22 protein-coding genes are annotated in these 26,294 nt (G+C 70.9%); 15 read left to right on the forward strand and 7 right to left on the reverse strand.

What is annotated here, in order from left to right:
- The first annotated feature begins 16 nt into the window (after positions 1-16).
- Both OHL10_RS03715 and OHL10_RS03720 read left to right on the forward strand, forming a co-directional pair.
- The gene (locus tag OHL10_RS03715; protein ID WP_265520795.1) at positions 17-508 is read left to right on the forward strand and encodes a dsRBD fold-containing protein; all 492 of its coding nucleotides are present in this window, start codon (positions 17-19) and stop codon (positions 506-508) included.
- A gap of 11 nt (positions 509-519) precedes the next feature.
- The gene (locus OHL10_RS03720) at positions 520-753 is read left to right on the forward strand and encodes an acylphosphatase (RefSeq protein WP_265520796.1); all 234 of its coding nucleotides are present in this window, start codon (positions 520-522) and stop codon (positions 751-753) included.
- Positions 754-759: 6 nt separating this feature from the next.
- Here OHL10_RS03720 and OHL10_RS03725 read toward each other — a convergent pair whose 3' ends face one another.
- From OHL10_RS03725 to OHL10_RS03735, 3 genes are read right to left on the reverse strand one after another with little or no spacing between them, the layout of a single operon-like run.
- Positions 760-1,644: a carbohydrate ABC transporter permease gene (locus tag OHL10_RS03725; RefSeq protein WP_265520797.1), complete on the reverse strand. Its 885-nt coding sequence runs from the start codon at positions 1,642-1,644 to the stop codon at positions 760-762.
- Positions 1,641-2,597, reverse strand: a complete 957-nt coding sequence (locus tag OHL10_RS03730; protein ID WP_265520798.1) for a carbohydrate ABC transporter permease — start codon at positions 2,595-2,597, stop codon at positions 1,641-1,643. Before OHL10_RS03730 ends, OHL10_RS03725 begins: the two co-directional genes overlap by 4 nt.
- Positions 2,597-4,117, reverse strand: a complete 1,521-nt coding sequence (locus tag OHL10_RS03735; RefSeq protein WP_265520799.1) for an ABC transporter substrate-binding protein — start codon at positions 4,115-4,117, stop codon at positions 2,597-2,599. Before OHL10_RS03735 ends, OHL10_RS03730 begins: the two co-directional genes overlap by 1 nt.
- A gap of 192 nt (positions 4,118-4,309) precedes the next feature.
- Here OHL10_RS03735 and OHL10_RS03740 point away from each other — a divergent pair, with 192 nt between their 5' ends.
- Positions 4,310-5,287 carry a sugar-binding transcriptional regulator gene (locus OHL10_RS03740; protein ID WP_265520800.1) on the forward strand — a complete coding sequence of 326 codons (978 nt, stop codon included), beginning with the start codon at positions 4,310-4,312 and terminating at the stop codon, positions 5,285-5,287.
- A gap of 75 nt (positions 5,288-5,362) precedes the next feature.
- Here OHL10_RS03740 and OHL10_RS03745 read toward each other — a convergent pair whose 3' ends face one another.
- Positions 5,363-6,838, reverse strand: a complete 1,476-nt coding sequence (locus OHL10_RS03745) for a mannitol dehydrogenase family protein (RefSeq protein ID WP_265520801.1) — start codon at positions 6,836-6,838, stop codon at positions 5,363-5,365.
- Between the two features lie 166 nt (positions 6,839-7,004).
- On the opposite strand from OHL10_RS03745, the gene OHL10_RS03750 reads away from it, so the two are divergent.
- Positions 7,005-8,144, forward strand: a complete 1,140-nt coding sequence (locus OHL10_RS03750; protein ID WP_265520802.1) for a DUF2235 domain-containing protein — start codon at positions 7,005-7,007, stop codon at positions 8,142-8,144.
- A 45-nt stretch (positions 8,145-8,189) separates the two neighbouring features.
- The gene (locus OHL10_RS03755) at positions 8,190-8,720 is read left to right on the forward strand and encodes a DsbA family protein (RefSeq protein ID WP_265520803.1); all 531 of its coding nucleotides are present in this window, start codon (positions 8,190-8,192) and stop codon (positions 8,718-8,720) included.
- 9 nt (positions 8,721-8,729) lie between these two features.
- On the opposite strand, the gene nhaA is transcribed toward OHL10_RS03755, so the two are convergent.
- Entirely contained in the window at positions 8,730-10,124 is a 1,395-nt protein-coding gene (gene nhaA / locus OHL10_RS03760) for a Na+/H+ antiporter NhaA (protein WP_265520804.1), read from the reverse strand.
- Between the two features lie 141 nt (positions 10,125-10,265).
- Between nhaA and OHL10_RS03765 the strand changes: the two genes are divergently transcribed.
- The gene (locus OHL10_RS03765) at positions 10,266-10,757 is read left to right on the forward strand and encodes a nucleoside deaminase (protein WP_265520805.1); all 492 of its coding nucleotides are present in this window, start codon (positions 10,266-10,268) and stop codon (positions 10,755-10,757) included.
- Positions 10,758-10,821: 64 nt separating this feature from the next.
- On the opposite strand, the gene OHL10_RS03770 is transcribed toward OHL10_RS03765, so the two are convergent.
- Positions 10,822-14,127: an NPCBM/NEW2 domain-containing protein gene (locus tag OHL10_RS03770; protein ID WP_265520806.1), complete on the reverse strand. Its 3,306-nt coding sequence runs from the start codon at positions 14,125-14,127 to the stop codon at positions 10,822-10,824.
- A 198-nt stretch (positions 14,128-14,325) separates the two neighbouring features.
- Here OHL10_RS03770 and OHL10_RS03775 point away from each other — a divergent pair, with 198 nt between their 5' ends.
- From OHL10_RS03775 to OHL10_RS03815, 9 genes are all read left to right on the forward strand, one after another.
- Entirely contained in the window at positions 14,326-15,738 is a 1,413-nt protein-coding gene (locus OHL10_RS03775; protein ID WP_265520807.1) for an ABC transporter substrate-binding protein, read from the forward strand.
- Positions 15,739-15,849: 111 nt separating this feature from the next.
- The gene (locus tag OHL10_RS03780) at positions 15,850-16,743 is read left to right on the forward strand and encodes a carbohydrate ABC transporter permease (RefSeq protein ID WP_265520808.1); all 894 of its coding nucleotides are present in this window, start codon (positions 15,850-15,852) and stop codon (positions 16,741-16,743) included.
- Positions 16,740-17,633 carry a carbohydrate ABC transporter permease gene (locus tag OHL10_RS03785; protein WP_265520809.1) on the forward strand — a complete coding sequence of 298 codons (894 nt, stop codon included), beginning with the start codon at positions 16,740-16,742 and terminating at the stop codon, positions 17,631-17,633. Before OHL10_RS03780 ends, OHL10_RS03785 begins: the two co-directional genes overlap by 4 nt.
- Positions 17,634-17,643: 10 nt before the next feature.
- On the forward strand, positions 17,644-19,404 hold the full coding sequence (locus tag OHL10_RS03790; RefSeq protein WP_265520810.1) for a glycoside hydrolase family 36 protein: 1,761 nt from the start codon (positions 17,644-17,646) through the stop codon (positions 19,402-19,404).
- Between the two features lie 45 nt (positions 19,405-19,449).
- Positions 19,450-20,526, forward strand: coding sequence for a LacI family DNA-binding transcriptional regulator (locus tag OHL10_RS03795; protein WP_265520811.1), 1,077 nt, complete (start codon positions 19,450-19,452; stop codon positions 20,524-20,526).
- A gap of 52 nt (positions 20,527-20,578) precedes the next feature.
- Positions 20,579-21,832, forward strand: coding sequence for a molybdopterin molybdotransferase MoeA (locus OHL10_RS03800; protein WP_265520812.1), 1,254 nt, complete (start codon positions 20,579-20,581; stop codon positions 21,830-21,832).
- Positions 21,829-22,278 carry a molybdenum cofactor biosynthesis protein MoaE gene (locus OHL10_RS03805; protein ID WP_265520813.1) on the forward strand — a complete coding sequence of 150 codons (450 nt, stop codon included), beginning with the start codon at positions 21,829-21,831 and terminating at the stop codon, positions 22,276-22,278. Before OHL10_RS03800 ends, OHL10_RS03805 begins: the two co-directional genes overlap by 4 nt.
- Positions 22,279-22,468: 190 nt before the next feature.
- Positions 22,469-23,437 (forward strand): AAA family ATPase, encoded by a 969-nt coding sequence (locus OHL10_RS03810; RefSeq protein WP_265520814.1) that lies wholly within the window; start codon positions 22,469-22,471, stop codon positions 23,435-23,437.
- Positions 23,430-25,985 carry a S8 family peptidase gene (locus OHL10_RS03815; RefSeq protein WP_265520815.1) on the forward strand — a complete coding sequence of 852 codons (2,556 nt, stop codon included), beginning with the start codon at positions 23,430-23,432 and terminating at the stop codon, positions 25,983-25,985. The genes OHL10_RS03810 and OHL10_RS03815 overlap by 8 nt, the downstream gene beginning before the upstream one ends.
- A gap of 87 nt (positions 25,986-26,072) precedes the next feature.
- Here OHL10_RS03815 and OHL10_RS03820 read toward each other — a convergent pair whose 3' ends face one another.
- A complete protein-coding gene (locus tag OHL10_RS03820; RefSeq protein ID WP_265520816.1) occupies positions 26,073-26,264 on the reverse strand; it encodes a hypothetical protein in 192 nt (63 codons plus the stop codon).
- Between the last annotated feature and the right edge of the window lie 30 nt (positions 26,265-26,294).

Consider the following 26,294-nt stretch of genomic DNA (forward strand, 5'->3'; position numbering starts at 1 on the left):
CGAAGGAGACGTCATCATGAAGGCAGCCGTGGGAGATCGGATCGTGACAGCCTCGGGAGTGGTCGGTGGTGCGGTCCGGGACGGGGTCGTCGTCGAGCTGCGTGACCCGGCGGGTGCGCCGCCGTACCTCGTCGAGTGGTCGGACACGGGCGAGCGGACCCTCGTCTTCCCGGGGTCCGACAGCTATGTCGAGCACACGCCGGGGGCGCGGGACGCTTCCGGCACGCCGAGCGCGCCGAGCACCTCGAGCAAGGTGTGGCGGGTGCAGGTCGCGGTGCTCGAGGACGACGGGCGGACGACGGCCGAGGCCGTGCTCGTGGCGGACGCCCCCGACAGGCTGCGGGCGATCGGCGAGGCGCGCAAGGACCCCGGGGACGTGGACGTCCCGGCCATCGGGGACGAGATCGCGGTGGGTCGCGCGCTGCGCAGACTCTCGGACCGGCTGCTCGGGATCGCGGAGTCGGACATCGAGTCGTCGACGGGCGCGCCCGCCCACGTGCACCACTGAGCGTGGCGCACGTGCGCGCCGTCGTCCACGGGCACGTCCAGGGCGTCGGCTTCCGCTGGACGACGGGCCGCGAGCTCGCGCGGCTGGGGCTGGACGGCGGAGCGCGCAACGAGGCGGACGGCACCGTCGTCGTGCAGGCGCGCGGCCCGCGCGCGGACCTCGAGCGCCTGGTGGGGTGGCTGCGCGGCGGGTCGACGCCGGGCCGGGTCACGTCGGTGGACGTGACCGGCCCGGCGGACGACTGATCGCCCCTACTTGATCGCGCCCATGGACAGCCCACGCACGAGCTGCTTCTGCGCGACCCATCCCGCGATGATCACGGGCAGCGAGGCCAGCAGGGCGGCCGCGCACAGGCGGGCGAGGAACAGGCCCTCGCTCGTCATCGTCGAGACGATGAAGATCGGGACGGTCGCCGCCTGCGACGCGGTGAGGTTGAGCGCGAAGAAGAACTCGTTCCACGCGAAGATCACGCAGATGAGCGCGGTGGCGGCGATGCCCGGCGCGACCATCGGCAGCAGGACGGACCGCATGGTCCGCAGCAGCCCGGCGCCGTCGACCGACGCCGCCTCGAGGACCTCGGCCGGCACCTCCTGGAAGAACGAGCGCATCATCCACACGGCGATCGGCAGGTTCATCGCCGTGTAGAGCACCACGAGGGTCCAGATGTTGTCGAGGACCTTCAGCTGCCCGGCGATGACGTAGATCGGCACGATGACGGCCACGACCGGCAGCATCTTCGTCGAGATGAAGAAGAACAGGACGTCGCCGACCTTCTCCACCGGCCGGATCGACAGGGCGTAGGCGGCCGGGATGCCGAGGAGCAGCACGAGCAGCGTCGAGACCCCGGTGGCGATGAGCGAGTTCGCCACGTAGGTGCCCGACTCGCCGACCACGGCGCGGAACTGGTCGAGCGTGGGCTCGAAGAAGAACGTGGGCGGGTTCGACGACGCCTGGCTCTCCTGCTTGAACGCCGTCATCGCCATCCACGCGACGGGGAAGAAGAACCCGATGGCGAGGATCCAGGTGAGCGCCGTCAGGAGCGTGCCCGTGGTCCGGCGGCGCGGCCGCCGCCGCGGACCGCCGGGTGCGGCGGGCCCGGGCCGCGAAGAGGTCGGGGCCGGTGCGGTGGTGGTCATGAGCGCTCCTTGACGTCGAAGCTGCGGAAGATGAGGCGCAGTGCGGCCATCGCGACGAAGATCGTGGCGATCACGACGACCACACCCATCGCGGCGGCCTGCCCGACGTCGAAGCCGAGGAAGGCCCGCTGGTAGATGTAGAAGGGCAGGTTGGCGCTCGCCGTGCCGGGCCCGCCCGCCGTCATGAGGTAGATCTGGTCGAACGTGTTGACGACGTAGATGATCCCGAGCAGCACGCCCAGCTCCACGTAGCGGCGCAGGTGCGGCATGGTGATCCAGGAGAACGTGCGCCACGGGCCGGCGCCGTCGACCGACGCGGCCTCGAGGACGTCCTTCGGCTGGGCCTGCAGGCCGGCGAGGACGAGCAGCATCATAAAAGGCGTCCACTGCCAGACGAGCGCCATGAGGATCGCGACGATCGGGTAGGTCGACGTCCAGTCCACCGGGTCGATCCCGACGAGGCCGAGCGTCCAGTTGAACAGGCCATAGGTCGGGTTGAGCATCGCCATCGACCACAGCACCGAGCTCGCGACGGGCATGATGAGGAACGGCGTGATGAGCAGGGTCCGCGCCACGCCACGCCCCCGGAACGGCCGGTCGAGGAGCAGCGCGAGGACGATGCCCAGGACCATCGCGACCAGCACGCACCCGAGCGTGATGACGACCGAGTTCACCGCGGCACCGCGGAACGTCGAGTCGCGGGCGATGTCCGCGTAGTTGGCGAAGCCGACGAACAGGTCGGAGTCGGGGCGCAGCAGGTTGCGCGAGTGCAGCGAGTACCAGATCGTCACGAGGAACGGGATCTGCGTGACGGCGATCGTGAAGAGCAGCGCCGGCAGCAGGGGGCCCCGGCGACGCCAGCGCTCGGCGCGGCTCAGGGTGTGCTTGTCCCGCGCCGCCCGCTGCTCCTGCGCGCGGCGCGCGCTCGCGGCCTGGGTGGTGAGCGTGGTCATCAGGAGCCTCCGGCGTCTGTGGACTCGGTGGTGGACGCGGCGTCGGGCTCAGCGTCGGGCTCAGACGCGGACGCGGACGCGGACTCGGCCCGGTACGTCTCGGCGACGGTCTCGGCGTAGGACTGGGACTGCTCGAGGGCCTCGGCGACGGTCTGCTGACCGGCGATCGCCGCGGACATCTGCTGCCCGACGCGCGTGCCGAGGTCCTGGAACTCCGGGATGCCGACGAACTGGATCCCGGGGTACGGGACCGGCGCGACCATGGTGTTCGCCTGGGTCGCCTCGCCCATCGCGGTGAGCGTCGCGTCGGCGTAGGCCTGCGAGACCTCGGCGTACTCGGGGATCTCGTACGTCGACAGCCGGCTGCCCGGTGGCACCCGCTCCCAGGCGATCTCCTCCCCGACGAGCCGGATGTAGTCCTTGTCCGTCATCCACGACACGAAGTCCCAGGCGGCGTCCTTGTGCTCGCTCGTCGTCGGGATGGCGAGCGACCAGCTGTAGAGCCATCCGGCGGCGTCGGTCTCGTCGACCGGGGCCGGGGCGTACCCGGTCTGCCCGGCGACCGTCGAGGACGACGGGTCCTCGACGCTCGAGACCATCGAGGTCGCGTCGTACCACATGGCCGTCTGGCCCTGGGAGAACCGGGTCAGGCAGTCGCCGAACCCGGAGGTCGCCGCGCCCGGCTGGCCGTAGCTCTGGACGGTGTCGACGTAGGTCTCGACGGCCTCGAGCACCTCGGGGGAGTCGAGCCGCGCGTTCCAGCCCTCGTCGAACCAGCTGCCGCCGTGGGTGTTGATGACGGTGGACAGCGGCGCCATGACCTCGCCCCACCCGGCGAGGCCGCGCAGGCAGATCCCGGAGAAGTCCGCGTCCGGGTCGTGGAGCTCGGCGGCGAGGCCGCGCACGTCGTCCCACGTCGGACGCTCGGGCATCTCGAGCCCTGCCTCGTCGAACAGGTCCTCGCGGTAGGCGAGGAAGGACGACTCCCCGTAGAAGGGGACGGAGTACAGGTCCCCGTCGACCGAGAGCGCCTCGCGGACGCTGGGGATGAAGTCGTCGGGGTCGTACCCGTCGGTGGCGTCGGCGTAGGGCTGGAGGTTCTCGATCCAGCCGTTGGCGGCCCACATGGGCGTCTCGTAGTTGGAGATCATGACGACGTCGAACTCGCCGCCGCCGGTCGCGACCGATGCCGTGATCTTCGCGCGCGCCTCGTTCTCGGGGAGGCTGACGAACCGCACGTCGACGTCCGGGTGCTGGGCGCGGAACTCGTCCTGCAGGGAGATCGCGTCCTGCATCTGCGGGTTGGAGACGATCGCGACGATGATCTGCTCACGGCCGTCGCCCCCGCCCACGGCGCCGGCGCCGGCGCAGCCCGCGAGCAGTCCGACCGTGGACACCGCGGCGGCGAGGCGGACCGGGCGGCGGTCCGTGCGTCGCCGCCGGGTGGGTGGGGTGTGCGTCGGTCCGCGGGTGCTGCGGTCCTCGGCGGCGCTCGGTGGCGCGGCGGTTGATCCGAACATCGTTGTCCTCACGTCGGTGCGACCTGGTGCGGGCGGTCGCTCTCGGGAACCGGTGCCGATGCCGCTTGCGCTCACATGAGAGGCAGCACTGCGCTCATCTGTTGAGACCCTAGTCGTATATGCTCACCTGAGCAAGGCCCCATGCTCGAACGCGCGCAGCGGCGCGACGAGGTGCCCGAGACGAGGACCACCATGCCCGACTCCTCCGTGAACGACTCTGCCGGCGCCGCCCACGACCAGCTCCTCACCGAGGTGAGCACGGACTACTACCTCGACAACAAGTCCAAGGTCGAGATCGCCAAGGCGCGGGGGATCTCGCGCTTCCAGGTGGCGCGCCTGCTCCTGCAGGCCCGGGAGACGGGCGTCGTGCGGATCGAGATCAACGGGCCGCGGCACCTCGACGGCGACCGGTCCCGCGGGCTCGCCGCCCTGCTCGCCGTCCGGGAGGTCGCGGTCGTGCGGACCGGTGCCGACGTCGCGGCCACGCGTGACCACGTGGCGCGCGAGCTCGCCCGTGTCCTCGCCGAGCGTGTCACGGAGCGCGCGAGCGTCGGGATCTCCTGGTCGCGGACCATCGAGGTGGCGGCGTCGTACATCGAGGCGCTGCCCCCGTGCGACGTCGTCCAGCTCGTCGGGGCGCTGCCGGTCGCGGGCAGCGGGAACTCCCTCGAGCTCATCCAGCGGTTCAAGTCGATCCCCGGGGTGCGCACGTGGCCCGTCTGGGCGCCGCTCGTCGTCGCCGACGGCGCGACGGCGGCCGGGCTGAGCCGCCAGCCCGAGATCGCCCAGGCGCTGCGCCGGGCCGACGCGCTCGACGTCGCGGTCGTCGCCGTCGGGGCGTGGGCGCCCTCCTTGTCGACGGTGTTCGAGCACGCTACCGAGGACGAGCGGGCGGCCGCCGCGGCCGGCGGCGCCGTCGCCGAGTGCTCGGGGCGGCTGTTCGACGACGCGGGTGCACCCGTGCGCACACCTCTCGACGAGCGCATCGTCGGCGTGACGATCGACCAGCTCGCGCGGACGCCCGAGGTCGTGGTGGTCGGCTACGGCGCCGACGCCGCCCGCGGGCTGCGGGCCGCCGTCACCGGCGGTTTCGCCACGACGCTCGTCGTCGACGAGGCGGCGGCCGCGGGCCTCGAGCGGCTCCTCGACGAGGAGCGCAGCACCGACTGACGGGTCGGGTTCACCGCCGACCGGCGGCGGGCCGAGGCCGCTCCCGCCGCCGGTCGCTCCCGCCAGGGAGCGGCGTCACCGGGGGGCCAGGTCCTCGACGGTCGCCGCGGCGCCCCGGGTGTGCAGGGAGGTCAGCGCCGTGAGGTAGGCCTCGACGAAACGGGGTTCGTCGGCGAGGTCGCCGAAGACCTCCCGGTCCGCGAGGAACGCGAGCGGATCGGTGCGCTGGCGCAGCGCGGCGGCGCGCAGCCGGTCGGCGAGGCGGTCCACGATCTCGATGGGCTCGCCCTGCTCGTCCGTGCCCTCGGCGTACCGGGCCCAGCTCGCGACGACGGCCGCCGAGCACTCGACCGGCCCGCCGGTCGCGAGGTTCTCGCGGACCACGGGCAGCAGCCATTTCGGGATCCGGTCCGAGGACTCGGCGCACAGCCGCGCGAGGGTGTCGCGGACGTGCGGGTTGGAGAACCGCTCGATGAGGGTGGCCTTGTACTCGTCGAGGTCGATCCCCGGGACGGCCGAGAGGGTCGGCGTGGCCTCGCTGTCCATGTACCGGCGCAGGAAGGTCGCGAACGACGGGTCCTGGCAGACCTCGTGCGCGTACCGGTGGCCGGCGAGGTAGCCGAGGTAGCACTGGGCCTGGTGGCTGGCGTTGAGCAGCCGCAGCTTCATGAGCTCGTACGGCTCGACGTCGTCGACCACCTGCACTCCCGCGTCCTCGAACGGCGGCCGACCGGCCGCGAAGCGGTCTTCCAGGACCCACTGGGTGAAGGGTTCGGCGACCACGGGCCAGCCGTCCTCGACGCCGAAGCGTTCGGTGACCAGGGCGCGGTCGGCGTCCGTGGTGACGGGGGTGATGCGGTCGACCATCGAGTTGGGGAACGGGACCTGAGCCTCGACCCAGTCGGCGAGGTCCGGGTCCGCCAGGCGGGCGAACGCGACGAACATGGTGCGGGCGACGTCGCCGTTGCCCTGGATGTTGTCGCAGCTCATCACCGTGAACGGGCCGGTGCCCCGGTCGCGTCGGCGCCGCAGCGCCTCGGTGACCAGGCCGAACGTCGTGGCCGGGACGGCGCCCGGGCGCAGGTCGTCCTGCACGGCAGGATTCGTGGCGTCGAACTCGCCCGTGACGTGATGAACGTTGTAGCCGCCCTCGGTGACGGTGAGCGACACGATGCGGATCTCGGGAGAGGCCATCTTCTCGATGACGGCCTCGGGGTCGTCGGGCGCCAGCAGGTAGTCGACGATCGAGCCGATCACGCGTCCCTCGAGCGCTCCGTCGGGGTGCTTGAGGACGAGCGTGTACAGGCCGTCCTGCGCGCGCAGGACGTCGCGCATGCGCGCGTCGCCGGGCATGACGCCGACCCCGCAGATCGCCCAGTCCTGGGCCGCGCCGTCGCGCATGAGCCGGTCGAGGTACATCGCCTGGTGCGCCCGGTGGAACCCGCCCACCCCGAGGTGGACGATCCCCGCGGTGAGGGCGGACCGGTCGTACGTCGGGGTGTCGAGTCCGGTCGGGAGCCGGTGGACGGTCTCGTCGTCGAGAGTGGTCATGCGTGATCCTCGGGGTCGCGGTGGGCTGCGGTGAACTCCTCGACCGTATCAGATGAGCGCCCGTGGACTCTCAGATGAGCGATTGCTAGCGCGCGTATCAGCAGCGGGGCAGTCGCCCTCCTCCTAGGCAAGGGGGCGCATCGTGCGGGTCGTTCGAGGAGGAGCGATGAAGCGTCTGGTCCTGTGCTGCGACGGCACGTGGAACTCGCCGGTCAACCCCAGCGTGTCCAACGTCGAGAAGATCGTGCGCTCGGTCGTCTCGGGCGTCGCGCCCGACGGCGTGCAGCAGCTCGTCTTCTCGGTTGCCGGGGTCGGGACGCAGGGCTACCTCGTGGACCGGGTCCTCGGCGGGGCGTTCGGCTACGGTCTCGGCCGCAACGTCGTGGCGGGGTACCGCCACCTCGCGCTCGCCTACGAGCCGGGGGACGAGATCTACGTCATCGGCTTCTCCCGCGGGGCGTACACCGCGCGCAGCGTCGTCGGCATGATCGGCGTCGTCGGGCTGCTCACCCCGCAGGCGCTCGTCACCGACAGGCTCGACGAGGCCGCGCGCATCTACGCCGACCGCACCCCCGCGCGCGCCGAGCGCGGAGCGGCCTTCCGTGCGCAGCACGCGTACGCGGACGTCGAGATCACGTTCCTCGGTGTCTTCGACACCGTCGGCGCGCTCGGGGTGCCCGGCCTCACCCGGCGGCGCAGCATGTGGCACGACGTGCGCCTCGGGCGGTCCGTCGCCTGCGCACGTCAGGCGCTGGCGATCGACGAGCGCCGGATCACCTACGAGCCCAGCCTCTGGAGCGTCGAGGACGACCCCGCCCGTCCGGACCGCGTCAAGCAGGTCTGGTTCCCCGGCGCGCACAGCGATGTCGGCGGCGGGGCGCCGCGCCGGGCGCTGTCCGACGTCGCGCTGCGCTGGATGGTCGGCGAGGCGCAGGCCTGCGGACTGGTCTTCCACACCGACCGGGTCGAGGCCCAGCTCAGCCACGAGGAGACCGTCGGCTTCGCGCTGCACCCGTCCCTGCCGTTCCGCCTGCTCAACGTCGTCAAGCGGCTGCGGCGCCGACCGCGGTTCCGCGGCGACGTCCGCCTCCTCGCGGGGGTGCCGCCGCGCGAGGGCGACGGCTACGTCGAGGCGGTGCGGCTCGCGGAGTCCGCGCTGCTCCTCGGGAACGACCCGGCCTACGCCCGGCACGCCGTGAACATCGCCTGGTGGAGGGACGGTGTCGGGGGCGACCTGGCACCCGTCGTCGAACCCGTACCGGGCGTCGCCGACGACCGCCGCCGGTTCGTGCCCGGTGGCCGGTGAGCCCGCCCGGTTGCGCCGGCCGCCCGCCGTCGAGATCCTGGGCGGGTGATCAGCGGAACGGCGCACGACGCCCTCGTCCCCGTCGACGCGCACGTCCTGGGAGACTCGGACGCCCCCGTGACGATCGTCGAGTTCGGTGACCTGGAGTGCCCCTTCTGCCGGGACGCCGTGCCCGTGCTGCGCGAGCTCGTCGAAACCTCCGGCGGCACGGTGCGGCTGGTCTTCCGGCACTTCCCGCTGTTCGAGAGCCACCCGCACGCGCTGACGGCGGCGCTCGCGCTCGAGGCCGCCGGTGCGGCCGGGAAGTTCTGGGAGATGCAGCAGCTGCTGTTCGCCCACCAGGACCGGCTCACCGACGACGACCTCGTGGAGCACGCCGCGACGCTCGGCCTGGACGCCGGCGCCGTGGTCGGCGACGCGGTCCAGCAGCACGCGGACGCGGTCCGGCGGGACTACGCCGACGGTCTCGCGGCCGGTGTCGAGGGGACGCCGACGCTCTTCGTCAACGGCGAGCGGTATCGCGGGCGGGTCACCGCGCAAGGGCTCCAGGCCGCCGTCTCGTCCGCGCTCGACTGACGCGTCTCGTCAGCGCTCCGGTGCCGACCAGGGGCCGGAGGGGAGCTCGGCGGGTGGACCGTCCGCGGTCGGGGAGCACAGGGGCGAGCGCTCGCCGAAGACCCGCAGGGTGACGGACCCGAGGACCGCGGCGACGAGCGACCCGGCGAGGATGCCGATCTTGGCCTGCTCCACGAGCGCGGGGTCGTCGAACGCGAGCTCGGCGATGAACAGCGAGATGGTGAAGCCGATGCCCGCGAGCATCGCACCGCCCAGCAGATGGCTGTAGCGCACCCGCCCCGGCAGCTCGCCGAGGCCGAGGCGCAGCGCGAGGGCCGACGCGCCGAAGATGCCGACGGCGTTGCCCACGACGAGCGCGACCGCGACACCCAGGGTCAGGGAGGACGTCGCGGCGGTGCGCAGCGACTCCGCGTCGAGGCGCACCCCGGCGTTGGCGAGGCCGAAGACGGGGACGACGACGTACGCGCTCCACGGGTGCAGCACCCGCTGCAGGCGTTCGCTCGCCGGGACCGCCGCCCGCGCGGCGAGCTCGGTCTGGTACTCGCGCTCCGCCGTCGGGTCCTGCTGGAGCCTGCGGGCATAGGCGCGGACGACGTCGACCTCGTCGGGCCGCGAGCGCCGGGCGGGGATGATGAGGCCGACGGCGACGCCGGCGAGCGTCGCGTGCACCCCGGACTCGTAGACGGCGAGCCACAGCGCGAGCCCGACGAGGACGTACGGACCCAGGCGCCAGACGCCCAGCCAGCGCAGGGTGACGAGCACGGCGACGAGGAAGCCGGCGACGACGAGCCCCGGCAGCCAGAGCTCGTCGGTGTAGAACACGGCCATCACCGTGATGGCGCCGATGTCGTCGACCACGGCGAGGGTGAGCAGGAAGAGCCGGAGGTGGTCGGGGCAGCGCGGGCCGAAGAGCGCGAGGACGCCCACGAGGAACGCCGTGTCCGTCGACATGACGATGCCCCAGCCGTGCGAGGCAGGGCCGCCCGCGGTGAACGCGACGTAGACGAGCGCCGGGACCGCGAGCCCGCCCAGCGCGCCCAGGGCGGGGACCGCGACGCGGCGGCGGTTGCGCAGCTCGCCCGTCGTGAGCTCGCGGTTGATCTCGAGCCCGATGACGAGGAAGAAGATCGCCATGGCGCCGTCGTTGACCCAGTGGTGCAGGTCGAGGTCGAGCTCCCAGGTCCCCAGGTGCATCCCGAGCGTCGTCCCCCACACCTGAGCGTACGACGCCGCCCACGGAGAGTTGGCCCAGACGAGCGCCAGGACGGTCGCCGCGAGCAGCAGGACCGCGCCACCGGCCTCGGTCGCGAGGAAGGCGCGGAAGGCCGGGGCCACCGGACGCACCTGGATGCGCAGGGGCGGTCCGGGGGAGGACGTGGCGGGAGACGGTGGCGGAACGGTCACACGCGTCTCCTCGTTCGCGTCGGGTGCTGGGACAACTGTGCGGCGTGGAGCCCTGACGCGCAACGGTCGTTGTCGCCGTGGGTGACCGCTGCTAGCGTCGAGCCCCGCGGTGGACCCTCCACCCCTGTCGTGGAGGTTCGGATGGACGCCGGTCACCCAGAGCACCTCGAGCGTGCAGAGCATCTCGAACGGGCGGTGGCGCTCGCCGTCGCGAACGTGGCGGACGCGGGCGGGCCGTTCGGCGCGGTCCTCGTCACGCGTGACGGCCAGGTCTTCGACGGCGTGAACCGGGTGACCGCGACGAACGACCCCACGGCCCACGCCGAGGTCACCGCGATCCGCGCGGCCTGCGCGAGCCTCGAGACCTACGACCTGAGCGGCGCCACGCTCTACGCGAGCTGCGAGCCGTGCCCCATGTGCTTGTCGTCGGCGCTGTGGGCCCGCGTCGGGTCGGTCGTCTACGCCGCGGACCGGTACGACGCCGCGCGCGCCGGTTTCGACGACGCCGTGTTCTACGACTACTTCGCGACGGCGCCCGAGGACCGGCACATGCCCGTGCGGCACGTCGAGGGGACGGGGTGGGACGCGCCGTTCGACGCGTGGCGCGCCCACGCCGACCGCACGGCCTACTGAGTCGCGGCCCGAGGCGCGACCGAGGGCCGGACGGTGACGACCGTCCGGCCCTCGGCGCCCACGCTCAGCCCGTGGGCAGCGTGACCACGCGGGCGTCCGCCCAGTTCGCGTGGTCGCTGTTGTTCCCGTCACCGGCGTCGTGCACCACGAGGACGAGGCGCTGCACCCCCAGGACGGGCACCTGGACCTCCTGCGGCGGCGAGTACGTCGGGGACGCTCGCATGACCCCGCTGTCGAACACCAACTCGTCGTCGGCGAAGACCTGGAAGCCGATCGACGTGTTCGGCGAGGTGCGCTGGGCGTCGTCGATGCCGACGACCGCCCGGAAGATCGCGTCCCCCGGCTCGAGCTCGAACTCGATGCGCGAGTTTGCGTGCGTGCCGATGCCCTTGGTGTAGGTGGTGCCGTCGATCCGCAGGGGGTTGCCCGAGACGGCACGGTCCTTGTTCACGGTGCGCCAGCCCGACGTGGCCGAGATCCACTCCCGGTCGCTGAGGTGCTCGGTCGGACCGTCGGCCGGTGCGTCCTGCTCCTCGACGGCCGTGCCCGGGCCCTCGCCCAGCTCGTTCGTCGACGTGACGCGGTACCGGTAGGTGCCGCCGCCGGCGCTGCGGTCGAGGAACGTGGTGCCGGTGAGGTCGGTCGCGAGGACCTCGAAGTCGTCCGTCCCGGCCGCAGCACGGTACACGGTCGACGTCACGGCCGACTCGGCGGCGGACCAGACGACACCCACGAGGTCGTCGGACCGGTAGGCGGCGACCCCCGTCGGGGCGTCGGGCACCGCCGCCGGCTCCGTGCGGAACCGGCGCTCCCCGCCGGGGACGGTGAGCCGCTGACCGGTCGTGGGGTTGATCGCGGTGACCTCCCAGTAGTAGGTCCGTCCGGCGGCGAGCCCGTCGATGTGGGCGACCGGTCCGCGCACCTCCTCCTCGGCGACGAGGTCGGTCATGCCCGCGTCGCGCGCCACCTGCACGACGTAGCTCTTCGCGTTGTCGGAGCGGGTCCAGGTGAGCCGGGTGCGGTGGGTGGATACGCCGGTGGCCCCGTCAGCGGGCGAGAGCAGCTCGAAGTCGGTCGGGTGGGTGAGGATCGTGTCCCCGAACCGGTTCGGGTCGTCGTCGCCGACGGTCTCGAACGTCACCGTGGCTCCCACGGGGACGTTCACGGTCACCTGCGTGACGGCACGTCCGGCGACGTGCACGTGCTCGACCTTCTGGGGCTTGCCGTTCACCGAGATCTTGGGCCACCCGCCGGCGAACTGGACGGTCGTCGTCAGCGGCTGCGGTCCTGCGCCGTGGGTGACGGTCGTCCGGGTGCGCCCGTCGTGCCGCACCCCGAGGTCGTGCTCGCCGACCGTGATGTGGTCGAGGTCGAGATGGCCGATCTCGGACGGCAGGTGGGAACGCACCGTCACGGCGTGCTCGGGTGCGTTCGGCCGGACGCCGGCCAGGCCCTCGATCGTCTGCGAGACGAGCGTGTAGCTGGTCTCCGGGTAGTCGCCGTTCGAGCCCTGCGTGCGGACCTCGTGCGGCAGGTGGAGCTTGGAGATGATGTCCTTCATCCAGACCCAGGCCTGCTCGTCGCGCCCGTACGTGAAGAGCGTGTCGGGGACGTAGGTGGTCGCCTCGATGTTCGGCGGGCGGTCCTCGACGTACATCTCGTCGAGCCAGTCGATGAAGTCGACCGTGCGCTTCGAGTCCGGGTCACCGATCTCCTTGAGCCCGATGAACACCGAGGCCTCCCGGCCGAACCCTGTCACCGGATCTCCTTCCGGGGTGCGTCCCTTGACGTACTCCCACGCCCCGCGGGTCACGCCCCAGTCGGTGTTGAAGTAGTCGCGCAGCTCGTCGGCCTTCGTGGTGAACTCCGCCGCCAGTGCGTCGTCGCCCTTGGCGCGGGCGAGCTCCGCGTACGCGAGGAACCCGCGGTACTGGGAGGCGATGCCGTCGCCGGCCTCGATGACCGCGTGGTCGCCGCGCTCGTTGTAGCTGGCGGCGCCGGCGAAGATCCCGCGCCCGGTGCCCTCGGCCACCCCGTTGGGGATCTGCGTGTCGTGCAGCTCGACGAAGTCGGTGACCGCCTTGGTGTAGTACTGCCACAGCACCTCGTCGTCGAGGTAGTCGGTGTCGCCGGTCCACAGGTACTGGTCGTGCGCCTCGTGCACGAGCTCGAAGACCGCCGGGACCTCCCGCACGAAGTTGGTGTCGCTGCGGTAGTCGACGCTGTACGGGCTGCCGTCGAAGTTCAGCGCCCACAGCGGGTACCACTTGCGCGCCTCGTTGGCCGAGGCGGCGAACGCACGCAGCATCGACTTGTTCTCCTCCTCCAGGCCGAGGAGGTGGCCGCCGGCGGCCTGGTGCACGAAGTCGCGCGAGTAGAACGCGGTGCGGTGGGCGTACCCCGCCCAGTAGGACGGGATGTAGTCCACCTGGGTGGTGCCCGGTCCGCCGTCGCTGACGTTGATCGGTCCGGTCTTACCGGTCTGCACGTGCTCGCGGGCGCGCCACTTGGACCAGTTGAACGCGTCGACGAGCGTCTTGTTGTCGCTGTCGATGGTGACGGTCTTCGCCTCGTGCGTCACCGTGACGGTCCAGACCGTCGTGCTGCCGGCGGCGTCGGTGACGGTGAACTCGACGGGCGCCGAGTAGTCCCGGGGTCCGGCAGGGTCCGGGCTGATCGTGGCGTGGGTGGGGATCGTGGCGGCGCCGGTTAGACCGGTGACGTCGGTCTCGTAGGGGAGCTGGACGGCGACCGTGCGCTCGTTCTGGTCCAGCAGGGCCGGGCCCTGCTGGCCGTCGAGCTCGAAGCCGTAGAGCGTCCGCAGCTCCGGTGTCACGGAGACGTCGTCGACGTTGACCCAGCCGGTGGACCCGGTCACGAAGACCTCGGCTCCCGCGTCGGGATCGAGCGCGACGGGCGGGAGGGTGTACGACCGGTACGCCGTCTGCTGGGGGATCGGGACGGTGGCGAGCACCGTTCCCTCGTCGTCACGCACCCCGAACGTGCCGCCCGCCCTCGACGTGGCGATCCATGCCTCGGCCAGGTAGTCGCCGGGTCGTACGACGTCGAGCTCCTGGGTGATCTCGTTGGACGCGCCCGCGTTCAGGTACGCGTGCCCGGTGCCCGAGCGCGGGTTGTTGGTGGCGAGCCCGCCGCCCACGAACTCCCAGCCCTCGGCGCCGAGCTCGAAGCCGCCGTTGTGGACGAGGTCGTCCTTCTGGCCGGGGTCTGCGAGCGCGGGTGCCGGCACGGCCAGCGTCGCGGCGACCGCGGCCACGACGAGCATCGAGAGGGCCGTGGGGGCCGCGGTCCTCTTGTCGGGGGTGCTTCTGGGTGGCGGGGTCGTGCCGCCGTGTGGTCGACCGAACATGCTCTCCTCCTTGAGTGCGAACGGTGGGTGCAGTCGTCCGACGACGACGTCCCGGGGGTCTGGCAGTGGTGCGACGGCTTGCCGCGATTCGACGATACGTTGCAAGCCTGCAACTCACTATTGCAAAACCGGTGGGCATCTGTCTAGAGTTTGATCGTGGGCCGGTAACGAAGCCGCCCACGGCCGTGAGGAGGCAGCATGAACACCCAACGAGTACCCGTCGTCGTGCGGACGAGCGCGGGCGATGCTCGGAGCACGTTCAGCAGGGGGCTTACCCGGCGATCAGGATCCGCCCGTCGTGCGGCGTCCATCGCGTTCGTCGTCGGGGCATCGACCCTCCTGGCTGCGTGCGGCGCCGCCTCGACGCCGGCTCCGGCGTCGGACGGCGAGCTCTCAGGGGTGGTCACGGTCTGGTCCTGGGACAAGCCCACGACCGAGCTCCAGGTGGCGGCGGCCGCGTTCGAGGAGGAGCACCCCGGCGTGACGGTCTCCGTGGAGAACGTCGGCAACCCAGCGATCTGGGACAAGATGACCGCCGGGATGGCAGCCGGTGGACAGGGCCTGCCGGACGTGATGAACGTCGGCATCGACTACATCGCCGGTTACGTCGAGAACTTCCCCGACGGCCTGGCGAACCTGTCCGAGCTCGGGGCCGACGAGCACGCCGGGAAGTTCCCCGAAGGGGTGTGGAACTCGGCCGCCCGGGACGGGCAGGTGTACGGGGTCCCGTTCGAGGTCAACTCGGCCGGGTTCTTCTACCGCACGGACCTGCTCGACGAGGCCGGTGCCGACATCGAGGACGTGGAGACCTGGGACGACCTGGTCGAGGTCGGGGTCGCCGTCAAGGAGGCGACCGGCAAGGCGCTGCTCGGCATCGACAAGTCCGCCACCCAGGCCGACGCCGCCAATCTCTTCCAGCAGCTGCTGCAGCAGCAGGGACAGTTCTACTTCGACGAGTCGGGGGACATCACGCTGTCCACCCCCGAGGCCGTGCGCGCGATGACGATCATCAAGGACCTCAACGACGCCGGCGTGGTCGCCGACGTGTCGCAGGCGTGGGACCCGTGGATGCAGTCCATCAGCAACGGTGACGTCGCCGTCGTGGCGTCTGCCGCCTGGGTCGCCGGCGTCCTGCAGTCGGACCTCACCGACATGTCGGGGCAGTGGGGGCTGCGGCTCCCGCCGGCCGTCGAGGAGGGTGGTCTGACCGCCGCCATCACCGGCGCCACCTACCTGTCCGTCGCGGAGAGCAGCGAGAACAAGCAGGCCGCCTGGGAGTTCGTCGAGTTCGCCCTCACGCAGGAGGAGTCGCAGCTCGCGATGTACGAGGAGGGGGGTCTCTTCCCCGGCCTGACGTCCGTCTGGCAGACGCCGGACTTCGTGACGCCGAGCGAGTACTTCGGGGGACAGTCGCCCAACGAGGTCTTCGTCGACCAGCTCGGCCAGGACCTCCCGACGACGAACTTCACGTCCGACTACGCCCAGGCACTGAAGGCCGTGACCGACGCCCAGACCCAGGTGCTCCTCTCGGGTGCAGACCCGCAGGCCGCGCTGGAGGCCGCGGAGAAGCAGCTCGCCAGCCAGACCGGACGGTCGATCGCGGGCGGATGACGCCACCGGCACGGGTGCACCCGTCGGTGCACCCGTGCCGTGGCGCGTCCACCGCACCGACCACCGACCGTCCGGCGCCGTCTGCCGGGCCGTCCTGACCTGGGAGGAACGATGTCCACAGCGACACTCTCCGTGCGGCGTCGCACCATCGTCACGAAGAACACGGCACCCTACGTGTTCCTGGCGCCCGTGCTGATCCTCTTCGTCGCCTTCAAGCTCTACCCGTACGTCTACTCGTTCTGGTTGAGCCTCACCCGCTCCGTGGGCGGGCGCCAGGAGTTCGCCGGCGCCGAGAACTACGTCCGGCTCCTGCAGGACCCGCTGTTCTTCAAGGCCCTCGGCAACACCGCCCTCGTGCTCCTGATCCAGGTGCCGATCATGCTCGCCCTCGCGGTGGCGCTCGCGGTGGGCTTCAACTCGACCCTGCTGCGGTGGCGCGGGACGCTCAGGCTGGCCTTCTTCCTGCCGATCGTCATGGGGCTGGTCGCCTACGGGATCCTGTTCTCCACGCTGCTCAACACCCAGTACGGGCTCGTGAACTGGGTCCTCGGCGGCGTCGGCATCGAACCGGTGCCGTGGCTCGGCGATCCGATGTGGGCGAGGGTGTCCATCATCCTGGCACTGACCTGGCACTACACCGGGTACAACGCGGTGATCTACCTCGCCCAGCTGCAGACGGTCCCCCGGGAGCTCTACGAGGCCGCGTCCACCGACGGCGCCGGCCCGTGGCGCAGGTTCGTCCACATCACGCTCCCGGGCCTGAGGCCCGCGATCCTCCTGACGGTGGTGCTGTCGACGATCGGCACGCTGCAGCTCTTCGACGAGCCCTACGTGCTGACCAACGGCGGCCCCGACAACGCGACGCTCACGATCGGCATGTACCTCTACCAGAACGGCTTCCGGTACTTCGACTTCGGCTACGCCTCGACGATCGCGTACGCGCTCGCCCTGCTGGTCGCCCTCATCAGCTTCGCGCAGTTCCGACTCCTCGGGAGGCGGTCATGACCACCGTCGCACCACCGCGGGGCCGTGTCTCCGCCGCGCCTGCCGCTCCGCTGCGCGAGCACCGCGGGCCGCGGACGACCGCGAAGGTCCTGACCCTCACCGCCGTCATGGCGATCGGGGCGGCGGTCGTCGTCGCGCCCCTGTACTGGATGGTGATCGCCTCGACCCACACGTCCGCGGAGATCTTCTCCTCGCCACCCGTGCTGCTGCCCGGCGACGCCTTCTGGGAGAACCTGCGGTCGCTCGTCGTCGATCGCGGCTTCGGCCGAGCGGTCGCCAACTCGTTCCTCATCGCTGCCGTGTACACGGTCGTGGCCGGGTTCGTCTGCACCCTCGCCGGGTACGCGTTCGCCAAGTTCGAGTTCCGGGGCAAGGGAATCGCCTTCGGTCTCATCATGGCCACCCTGGTCATCCCCGCGCAGGTCACCCTCGTGCCCCTGTTCCAGATCATGCTCTGGTTCGGCTGGCTCGACACCTACCAGGCGATCCTGCTGCCGAACCTCGCGTTCCCGTTCGGCATCTTCCTCATGCGTCAGACGATGCTCGCCGTCCCCGACGAGCTGCTCGCCGCAGGACGGATCGACGGGTGCGGCGAGGTGCGGCTGCTGTTCGGGATCGTGCTCCCCACCATGCGGCCCGCCGTGGCCGCGCTCGCCATCTACCTGTTCCTCGCGCAGTGGAACGACTTCGTGTGGCCGCTCATCGCGCTCCGCTCGCCGGACTCGTACACCGTTCCCGTCGCGCTCGCCGCGCTCAAGGGCATCGGCACCACGGACTACGGCCAGCTGCTCGCCGGGACCACCGTGTCGATCGTCCCCGCGGCGATCGTGTTCCTCCTCCTGCAACGCCACTTCGTCGCCGGGATCCTCTCCGGCGCTGTCAAGGAATGAGTCGACATCCATGATTCTCGAAGAGCTCGCCGCACACCTGGACGTCACCTACCCCGGACCTGCCTGGCTCTCGACCTTCGGCGTGGTCCACGCCGAGGTCGTCGACGCCGGCACCGACGGCGACCTCGACCTCCTCCACCTCAAGCGGACCCCGACGTCGGACGACGGCTGGTCGGTCGTGCTGGAGGTCCCCCTGGGGGACGCGATCGCCTACTGGAACCCGCGCGGTTCGGGTGAGCGCCCGCAGCTCCCGGCCGACTGGTCGGGGAGCGACGCCACCTCGTTCGTGTCGTCCGCCCCGATGGGGTGCCTCTACGACGCCGCGGGCGGGACTCTGCTCGCGTTCGCGGCGGACGAGGTGGTCCACGAGGTGAACCTGCGCTTCGGCGTCTGGGAGGAGGGTCGATCGTTCGTGGTGCGGATCGACCTGCCGTCCGGCTCCGACGAGGTGACGCTCGCGCTCGCGCGGCCGGGCCGCCCGTTCCACGAGTCCGTCGCCCAGCTGTCGGGGTGGGTGCGCTCCCGCAGAGGGAGCTCCCTCGCGGTGCCTGCCGCCGCCGTCGAGCCGGTCTTCTCCACGTGGTACGCGTTCGGGCAGGACCTGGCCGCGGAGGCGGTCGAGCAGGAGGCTCTCGAGGCGGTCGCGCTCGGGTGCCGGTCCGTGTTCGTCGACGACGGCTGGCAGGAGCTGGGTGACGGGCGGCTGTACGCGGGGGTCGGCGACTGGGTGCCGGACGAGCGCAAGTTCCCGGACCTCGCCGGGCACGTCGGGACCCTGCACGACGCCGGGATGAGCGTGGTCCTGTGGATCGCGCCGCTCCTGCTCGGGGCCCGGTCCCGTGCGCACGCGCGGCTCGCCGACCTCGCGCCGGCGTTCGCCGAGCGGCTGCAGTGCCGCGTTCTCGACCCGCGGCTCCGTGCGGTCCGCGAGCACGTCGTGGACACGTGCGTGCACCTCGTGACCCACTACCGGCTCGACGGTCTCAAGATCGACTTCATCGACGAGGCCATGACGTACGCCGGGACGCCCGCACCGGAGGACGTCGGTGACGTGGGCGTCGCGGTCGACCTGCTCCTCACCGCGCTGTCGGAGCGGCTCGCCGCGGCCGGCCGGCCGGAGACCGTCATCGAGTTCCGCCAGCCGTACGCCGGCCCCGGCATCGCCGTGCACTCCAACGCCATCCGGGCGGCGGACTGCCCGGCGGACGCCATCGCCAACCGGTGCTCGATCGCCGACCTGCGGATGAGCGAGGGGGCGGCCGCCGTGCACTCGGACATGATGATGTGGGACCCGCAGGCGTCCACCCGGTCGGTGGCCCGGCAGCTCTACGGCGGCTTCTTCGCCGTCCCGCAGCTGTCGATGCGCCTCGCGGACCTGAGCGTCGACCACCGGGCCGTGGTGCGCGCGTTCCTGAGCCGCTGGCGGTCCGTGCGCGACGTCGTCCTGCACGGTCGCTTCGTCCCGGGCGCCCCGGAGGCGCGGTTCCCGGTGCTGCGCGCCGAGCTCGACGGCCGGGTGGTCGTGGGGGTGTACCAGGACGTGGTCGTGCCCGTCCCGGCCCGGTTCACCGAGCTCACCCTGTTCAACGCGACGGCGGCACCCGGCCTCGTGCTGCGTCCGGAGGACGGCGGCAGCCGCTTCGTCCGGGTCCGCGTGGTGGACGAGCGCGGACACCTTCTCGCCGAACGTCGCGAGCAGTGGGACACTGCACTCGTCGCGCTGGACGTGCCCTCGTCGGCGATCGTCCAGGTCACGCCGTCACGCTCGTGAGACGCTGGCCGCCCGAACCCGCATAGACCAGGAGGAATGAGTCGAATGGCCGCCAGCAACCCGGCGCAGCCCGACCCGGACGCCACGCGCGCCGACCGCATCGGCCTCGCCGAGATCGCGTCCCGAGCCGGTGTCAGCGAAGCGACCGTGAGCCGCGTCCTCAACCGGAAGTACGGGGTCTCGCCCCGCACGCGCGAGACGGTCGAGCAGGCGATGAACGAGCTCGGCGTCCAGCGGCGGTCGCGCGGCGACCACGTCGCGATCCTCACCCCGAACATCACGAACCCGCTCTTCGCGGAGCTGTGCGAGCGGATCGAGGAGCGCCTGGCCCGGCACGGGCTGCGCACCCTCGTGTGCCCCGTGTTCCCCGGGACCGACCAGGAGATGGTCTACGTCGAGTCTCTGCTGCGCATCGGCGTCGCGGGCGCGATCTTCCTGTCGTCGTCGAACACCATCAAGTCGTCGGACCGGACCCCGTACCGCCTGCTGCAGGAGCGTGGGGTGCCGTTCGTCTGCATGAACGGCGGGTTCGACGACGTCTCGGCGCCGGTGTTCTCGACCGACGACCTCCTGGCCGCGGAGCTCGCGGTCGACCACGTCGTCACCCTCGGTCACACGCGGATCGGGATGGCCGCCGGACCGGAGGGGAACACCCCGGCCGACCGGAGGGTCGAGGGCTTCCTGCGCGCGACCGCGCGCCGCGGCATGCCGAAGAAGGACGTCCCGTTCGTGCGGACCTCCTACTCCGCCGAGGGCGGGCAGCGCGCGGCGGAGCAGTTCCTCGCGCAGGGTGTGACCGCGCTGGTCGCGAGCAGCGACGAGATGGCGCTCGGCATGATGCGTGCCGTCAAGCGGCAGGGTCTGACCACCCCGACGGACGTCTCCGTCGTCGGGTACGACGACTCGCGGCTGCTCGAGTACGTGGACCCGCCCCTGACCACCGTCCGGCAGCCCGTGCAGCGGCTCGCGACCGAGATCGCGCGCGCCGTCACGGCGCTCGTCGACGGGCGGGAGGTCGAGGTGGGGGAGATGTTCTTCGACCCGGAGCTGGTGGTCCGTGCCTCGACGTCGACGGCGCCCGGTACCGCGGTGCAGATGGTGATGCCGGCGGGCGCACCGTAGCCTGCGTGCGTGTGACGCCCGTACCCCGAGGCCGACGAGGAGCCGACCAGCCATGACCCGCATCTCGGTCGAGCAGCACCGGCGCGACGTCGAGGACCTGCTCGGCTCGCTGGGAGGCACCGAGCGCAGGTCCCGGCCGGCGCAGGTCGTGCCGCTCGCCGAGGCTCTCGACCGTGTCCTCGCCGCGGACCTGCACGCACCGGTGGACCTGCCGCTGTTCCGCAACTCCCAGATGGACGGCTTCGCCGTCCGCGCCGCCGACGTCGCCGGGGCGGGCGCCCGCACACCGGTGACCCTGCCCGTGACCGCGGAGGTCGCGGCGGCACCCGGCCGCCCCGCCGCGCTGGCCCAGGGCTCGGCCGCGCGCATCATGACCGGCGCGCCCGTGCCGGACGGGGCGGACGCCGTCGTCCCGGTCGAGGACACCGGCGACGGGTCGTTCTCCCCGGGGGCTCCCCGGCCGGGCGACCCCACGCCGCACGTCCAGGTGCGGGCGGCCCGGGTCGCGGGGGAGTTCGTGCGCGCGGCGGGCAGTGACGTCCGGGCGGGCGACCTGCTGCTGCCCGCCGGCACCGTGCTCGCCCCGCACCTGCTCGCCGCGGCCGCCGCGTGCGGGGTCGACCGCCTCGGCGTCGTCGCACCGCCCCGGGTCGCGGTCGTCTCGACGGGGTCCGAGCTCGTGGCGCCGGGCACCCGCCCCGGTCCCGGGCAGGTGTTCGACGCCAACCTCGTCGCCCTGGGCGCCGCCGTGCGGCGTGCGGGTGGCCTCGTCGTGGGGGAGCACCGCACCGGCGACGACGCCGACGAGCTCGCTCGGGTGCTGGCCGAGGCGGCCGCGGCGAGCGATCTCGTCCTCACCTCGGGCGGGGTGAGCCAGGGCGCCTACGAGGTGGTCAAGGACGTGCTGGGCGGCGCGGGCGACGTGGTGTTCCGCTCGGTCGCGATGCAGCCGGGCGGCCCCCAGGGACTGGGGCGGGTGCACGGCACGCCGATCCTCACGTTCCCCGGCAACCCGGTCAGCGCGCAGGTGTCGTTCGTGGTGTTCGCCCGGGACGCCGTGACGCGGGCCGCCGGACGGGTCCCGGCGCCGCGCTCCCGCGCGGTGCTCGACGGCGAGGTGTCCTCGCCCGCCGGCCGGCGCCAGCTCCTGCGCGGCGTACGGTCTGGGGACGGGACCGTCCGGGTCGTCGGGGGTCCTGGTTCCCACCTGGTCGCCTCCATGGCGCGGGCCGACGTGCTGGTGGACGTCCCGGCGGACGTGACGCGCAGGGTGACGGGTGACGAGGTGGAGGTGTGGGAGCTGTGAGTGGGACGGACCAGCGGGTGCCGGAGGTCGCGGACGTGAGCCGCGTGACCCGGGAGGTGCTCGACGACACCCTCGTGCGAGCCGTCGAGGCGGCGGTGGACTCCGCCGAGTGCGGGGCGAGCGTGACGTTCCGCGGGGTGGTGCGCGACGTCGACGGCGGCCGGGGGGTGACCGGGCTGGACTACGAGGCGCACCCCGACGCGTCCGAGGTGCTGCGCCGCTGCTGCGCGGCCGTGTCGCAGGAGACCGGGCTGCGCGTCGCCGCGGTGCACCGGTACGGCGAGCTCGTCGTCGGGGACGTCGCGCTCGTGGCGAGCGCGTCCGCGGGCCACCGCCGCGAGGCGTTCGAGGCGTGCTCGCTGCTCGTCGAGCGGATCAAGGCCGAGGTGCCCATCTGGAAGCGCCAGCACTTCACCGACGGTGTCTCGGAGTGGGTCGGTCTCTGACAGCGGGGCCAGGGCGCCGGTGTGGGCAGTCCAACCGCGTTCCCGACCTCACAGGTCGGTACACGTACGAGCGGCCCGCGCAGGGTCGGACACGTTCGCGCTGGAGTGCCGACGGTGGCGGGGCTGGGCACTGATTGCCCTCTAGGATGGCGTCTACAGAAATTTCGTACTCAGCACAGGAAGCAGGCAGATGGCGGGCCTCGGTGAGCACATCACGGCGATGGTGCGTAGCCATGCCGCTGGCGACGATGCCGCCTTCTATTCGGTTGCCTTGCAGGTCGCAGCGCGTGAAGCTCGCAGCGGCCATCATGTGTTGGCCGGCGACATCCGCAAAGCAATCGACGCTTCGCGCCAGACGATGCCAAGTGCCAACGTCACGAGGTTGGACCAACCGCGTGGCGACCTGGCTGACCTGGTTGAGACCACCCACCCAGAGGTTTCGCTCCGCGACCTCGTGGCGCCCGCGGAACTGATCGGCCACATCAAACAGGTGATCGCCGAGCAGCGCCAGCGGCACACTCTCCTTGAGCATGGCTTCGCCCCAGCACATCGACTTCTTCTCGAAGGCCCGCCAGGGACTGGAAAGACGATGACTGCCTCTGTGCTCGCTAGCGAGCTCGGGTTAGCGATGTACACGGTCCGCCTGGACGGTCTGCTAAGCAAATACATGGGTGAGACAGCTGGCAAGCTTCGGCTCGTGTTCGATGCAGTGGCTCAACGTCGCGGGGTCTACCTCTTCGACGAATTCGACGCTCTCGGTGCCAACCGAACCGGCAACGACGTGGGCGAGGCCCGGCGCATCCTGAACTCCTTTCTCGTCTTTCTCGAGCAGGCAAGCCCCGAGTCCATAGTGGTAGCTGCGACCAATCACCGTTCGATCCTGGATCGTGCGTTGTTTCGACGTTTCGACGCCGTGCTCACCTATGACCTGCCCGACCCGCGGCAGGCGGTGTCAGTGATTCGCTCGCGACTCGGATCCTTGGCTACGGGGCTCAGCCTAGCCAGGTTGAGCGGTGCGACTCTTGGGCTGAGTCATGCTGACCTAGTTAAGGCAGCCGAGGCAGCCGCGAAGAGCGCACTCATGCGCGGTGCAGCCAGCGTCACGCGAGACGACCTGACCGCGGCTTTGACACTGCGCCGACAGGCAAGCATTGGTTGAGGAGCTGCGCCACCTCGATCACCTATATATCGTCGAGCGGGCGGTCAACGAGGAACTTACGCGCGCAGGTCAGGGCAACGCCAGAGTACGCCCAGTTGAGCACCGCGCACACGGGATGGCGTTGCGTGGCCAACTCCAGCAGGTCCTGGAGGCCAGCGATGCCCACCGCCGCGAGGTGAGCGTAAGCCTGGATGAGTTGCAGGCACTCGGCACGATCATCGTTCTGGAGGGCACCGATGCGACCCACCCTTTGAACGTCGACCGGCTAAACCGACTCAGCACTCATCGCGCATCGGCCAAGCGGCCGATGTGGCTTTTGCTTTCCGTCCACCCGCCTACCGACACGCAGCAAGAGCGCGCGACCGTCTGGGTCGCCGACGCCTACCGTGCCAACTTCCTGCGCCTGTTTCAGGATTACCTCGACAAGCTCTCCACGAAAGGCAACCCTGAGAACTGGACCACGCCGGACGGCAACCCCGCGAACCAAGCCCTGATCGCGAACATCTCTCGGATCCGTGAGGCAGTGCTAGCCGACTTATGGACCTCAGACGGCGAGCCTCCCAGCCGCGGGCAGCATTGGTGGGAACTCTGGCTCGACACTTCGCAGTCGGCGTTGGAGGTATTCGACGCGTTCACCGCAGTGCAACAGTTGCAGACCGTTCGCCGGACGCTGTCGTTCCAAGACCGCCACGTAGTGTGGGTTAAGGCCCGTTGGGAACAGCTACAGATCCTGATGTTCTCTCGGATCCCGATCGCGGAGATCCGCCGCCCCGAGTTCGTCGACACCGTCGAGGATCTCCAGGTTGGTGAGCAGGACGAGTACGTCCAGGACCTGGCCGAACGGCTGGTGCCGGCCGACTCGGAGAGCGCCCCGGTCGTCTGTCACCTCGACACCGGCGTCTTCCAAGGACATGTCCTCATCCGAGGGTCGCTGAACCCTTCCGATGTGCACACGATCGTCGGCACGTCTGGCCATGACGTGCGCGGGCATGGCACTTCCATGGCCGGTCTCGCGTTGCATGGAGATCTCGACCCACTTCTGATTGGCAGACAGCGGGTCCAGCTTGAGCACCGCCTCGAATCGGTGCGGATGACACCCGCCCGTGGTGAACCACTCCTGGATCCGCTCGACTACGGGACCGCCACGGCGGAGGCCGTCGTGCTGCCGGAGATCACGGCCCCCCGCGCTCGCGTGTTCTGCATGCCTCTAAGTTCCGAACCGGATAAGCCTGGGGAGCCCACGCTATGGTCCTCCACGGTCGACGCACTGGCAGTCGGCACAGACATCGTTCGTGACGGCCACCAAATTCAGCTGCTGTCGGCTCCGGACTCCGCTGCCGCCCGGCTCATCGTTATCGCGGCGGGAAACGTTGACCGCTACCACCTGGACCACCGGGCCGAATCAGACACCTCGGCAATCCAGGACCCTGCACAAGCGTGGAATGCGCTGACTGTCTCCGCGCACACAGAACTCGACGACGTTCCGACGGATCCCGACTACCACGGTTGGACGCCACTCGCCCAAGCTGGAGAGTTGTCCCCACACAGCCGGACCTCCATGCTCTTCGCTGAGCGTAAGTGGCCCATTAAGCCCGACATTTGTATGGAGGGCGGCAACGTCCTGACCAACGGAGACACCGGGTTTGAGCCCAAGCACCCGCTGCTGTCGTTGCGCACGACTGGCACGAGGAGCAATCTCGCACTGACCTCCGCGAACGCAACGAGCGCGGCCACTGCCCAAGCGTCTCGCCTGGCTGCAATGACCATGGCGCGATATCCCAGCTACTGGCCCGAGACCGTACGCGGTTTACTAACCCATGCGGCCGAGTGGACTCAGAGTATGCGCAAGGAGATCGAGGGGGAGGCGGGCAAGACCGCACGGTTGCGGCTCCTGCGGCGCTACGGGTGGGGTGTCCCCGCGCCCGAGGGAGTCCTCTACTCTTCCCAGCAGGCCGTCACCCTGGTCAGCCAGGACCGTTTCACTCCCTTCGATGGCCCCGAATACAGGATGCGCCACCTGCGCCTGCACCCTCTGCCTTGGCCGCGCGAGGCGTTGGAGGCGATCGGGGACGGTGAGGTGCGGATGCGCGTCACGTTGTCCTACTTTATCGAGCCATCGCCCTCTCGGCGAGGGTGGCGCCAACGCTACTCGTATGCCTCGCACGGCCTCCGCTTCGACCTGCAGAGCCCACTGGAGTCTCAGCGAGAGTTTGTCCGCCGGGTGAACCGCGATGCGCAGCGAGACGAAGAGGGTGCAGCGAGGAGCACCGCCGCCTCCGAACGCTGGCTGGTGGGTCCTTACCAACGTCACCTCGGCTCGCTTCACCAGGATGAGTGGACCGGAACCGGGCATGAACTCGCCGCCGCAAACACCATCGCGGTGTATCCGGTGGGCGGGTGGTGGAAGAACACCGGCCGCGCCGACCGCACATCCATGCCAGTGCGCTACGCGCTGCTAGCATCTCTGCGGACTCAGCGCCAGGACATCGATCTGTACACGCCCATCGCGACCCAATTGCGAGTACCCACAAGGGTCTTCGCTCAATAGAGCAATACCGCTGCTGCACCGAAATACCTGATCGTTTCTGTCGGCGTGCACGGGCCGCGTGAACTGTCCGTGCACGTGCCAAACGCCCTAGCCCTGGGCGGAGCGGTTGTCGAGCAGGAGCCCGATGCCGAAGCCGCACGCGGCACCCAGCACGAGACCGAACCAGGCGAGGACCGCCACCCCCACCACGGCACCGATCAGCGTGCCCACCAGGGTGCGCCGGCCCATCTTCCAGGGGCCGGAGTCGTCGGGTCGGTAGATCGGACGGTCGGTGGGCACAGACCCATGGTAGAGACCGGGACGAGGCCC

The sequence above is a fragment of the Oerskovia flava genome (genome assembly GCF_026163685.1).
GTDB classification, from domain to species: Bacteria; Actinomycetota; Actinomycetes; order Actinomycetales; family Cellulomonadaceae; genus Oerskovia_A; species Oerskovia_A flava.